Source organism: Streptomyces sp. NPDC056948 (assembly GCF_042674225.1).
Lineage (GTDB): Bacteria > Actinomycetota > Actinomycetes > Streptomycetales > Streptomycetaceae > Streptomyces > Streptomyces purpurascens.
In genome coordinates this window covers 1-1554 of the sequence record NZ_JBHUQX010000797.1, presented here as the reverse complement: position 1 = coordinate 1554, position 1554 = coordinate 1, and the positions used below count along the sequence as shown (strand labels likewise).

1 protein-coding gene is annotated in these 1554 nt (G+C 66.7%); it reads left to right on the top strand.

Annotated features, from left to right (window positions below):
• Positions 1 to 94: 94 nt before the first annotated feature.
• Positions 95 to 1483: an OFA family MFS transporter gene (locus ACFTZL_RS44795; protein ID WP_382596364.1), complete on the top strand. Its 1389-nt coding sequence runs from the start codon at positions 95 to 97 to the stop codon at positions 1481 to 1483.
• The last annotated feature ends 71 nt before the right edge of the window (positions 1484 to 1554 follow it).

Genomic DNA, 1554 nt, shown 5'->3' with positions numbered 1-1554 from the left:
GTGCGCGTCGGCCGGCCCCGGGACCCGTACGCGCACGAAAGGCATGGGACAGGGGGCGCTGGCCAGATCTTTCGACGCAAGGGGTGCAATCCACGTGACAACCACCGACGTTCCACGGGTCGCCGCCTATCGCGAGGTGACCGACAAGAACGGACGCGTCTATCGCATCGGCGAGTCCGACATCGACATCATGGGGCGCAAGCGCAAGTGGATGGTGATCCTGCCCTGGATCGGCATGATGGGCATCTCCTCCGCCGAGTACGCGTTCGCGTCCGCCGAGGACACCCTGCACACGGCGCACCATTGGAACAGCATGCACATCTTCTGGATGATGACCGTGTGGGTCTTCTTCCAGGCCGCGGTGGCCTTCCCCGCGGGCAAACTGCGTGAGAGCGGGAAGCTGCCGGCCCGCTGGGCGATGATGTGCGGGGCGACGGGCACCCTGCTGGGCTATCTGTCGCTGGCCTTCGCGCCGCACGTCGTGGTCGCCTACATCGGCTTCAGCATGTTCAGCGGCATGGGCGCGGGCATGGTCTACGCCACCTGCGTCAACATGGTGGGCAAGTGGTATCCGGAGCGCAAGGGCGGCAAGACCGGCTTCGTCAACGGCGGTTTCGCCTACGGTTCGGTGCCCTTCGTCTTCATCTTCAACGGCTACATGGACCTGACCAACTTCCGCTGGGTGCTGGTCTCGGTGGGTGTGTTCCTGGCCGGAATCGTCGCGTTCTCCGGCTACTTCTTCAGGGACCCGCCGAAGAACTGGTGGCCCGCCGCGATCGACCCGCTCAACCCGCCGAAGGACCCGCGCGCGGCGCGCTCGATGCGGATGAACCCGCCGGCGGTCCACCAGTACTCCCCCAAGGAGGCGTGGCAGACCGGCCGGGTGGCCCTGATGTGGTTCTGTCTGGCGTGCACGTCCGGCGTGAACATCTTCGGTATCGCGTTCCAGGTGGACATCGGCGAGGAGGCCGGCTTCGCGGGCGGGATCGTGGCCACGGCCATGTCCCTCAAGGCGATCGTCAACGGTACCGGCCGTGGCGTCATCGGCTGGCTCTCCGACCTCTACGGCCGCAAGCGGTGCCTGCTCGCCGTGTGTGTCATTCTGGGCCTGGCCCAGTTCGGCATCCTCTGGTCGGCGGACAGCAAGAACCTGCCCCTGTTCCTGATCTTCTCCGCGATCTCCGGCTTCGGCGGCGGCGCCATCTTCCCGATGTTCGCGGCCCTCACCGCCGACTACTTCGGCGAGAACAACAACGCGTCCAACTACGGCATGGTCTACAGCGCCAAACTCGTCTCCGGTCTGGGCGCCGGTATGGGTGCCGTGGTCGTCGGTGCCTGGGGACACTCCGGCGCCTTCATCCTGGCCGGCTCGATCTCGCTCTTCGCCGGCTGCGTGGCACTGTTCCTCACCCCGCCGGGACGCGACAAGGAAGAGAGCCGCATCGTTCCCAATCCACAACCGCTCGGCGAGGACACGGCCTGACCGTGACGCGCCCGGACAGGCTCGTGGGCTGACCGTCCCACGTGTGAGGAGGCCCCTCCCAGGTGCGGGAG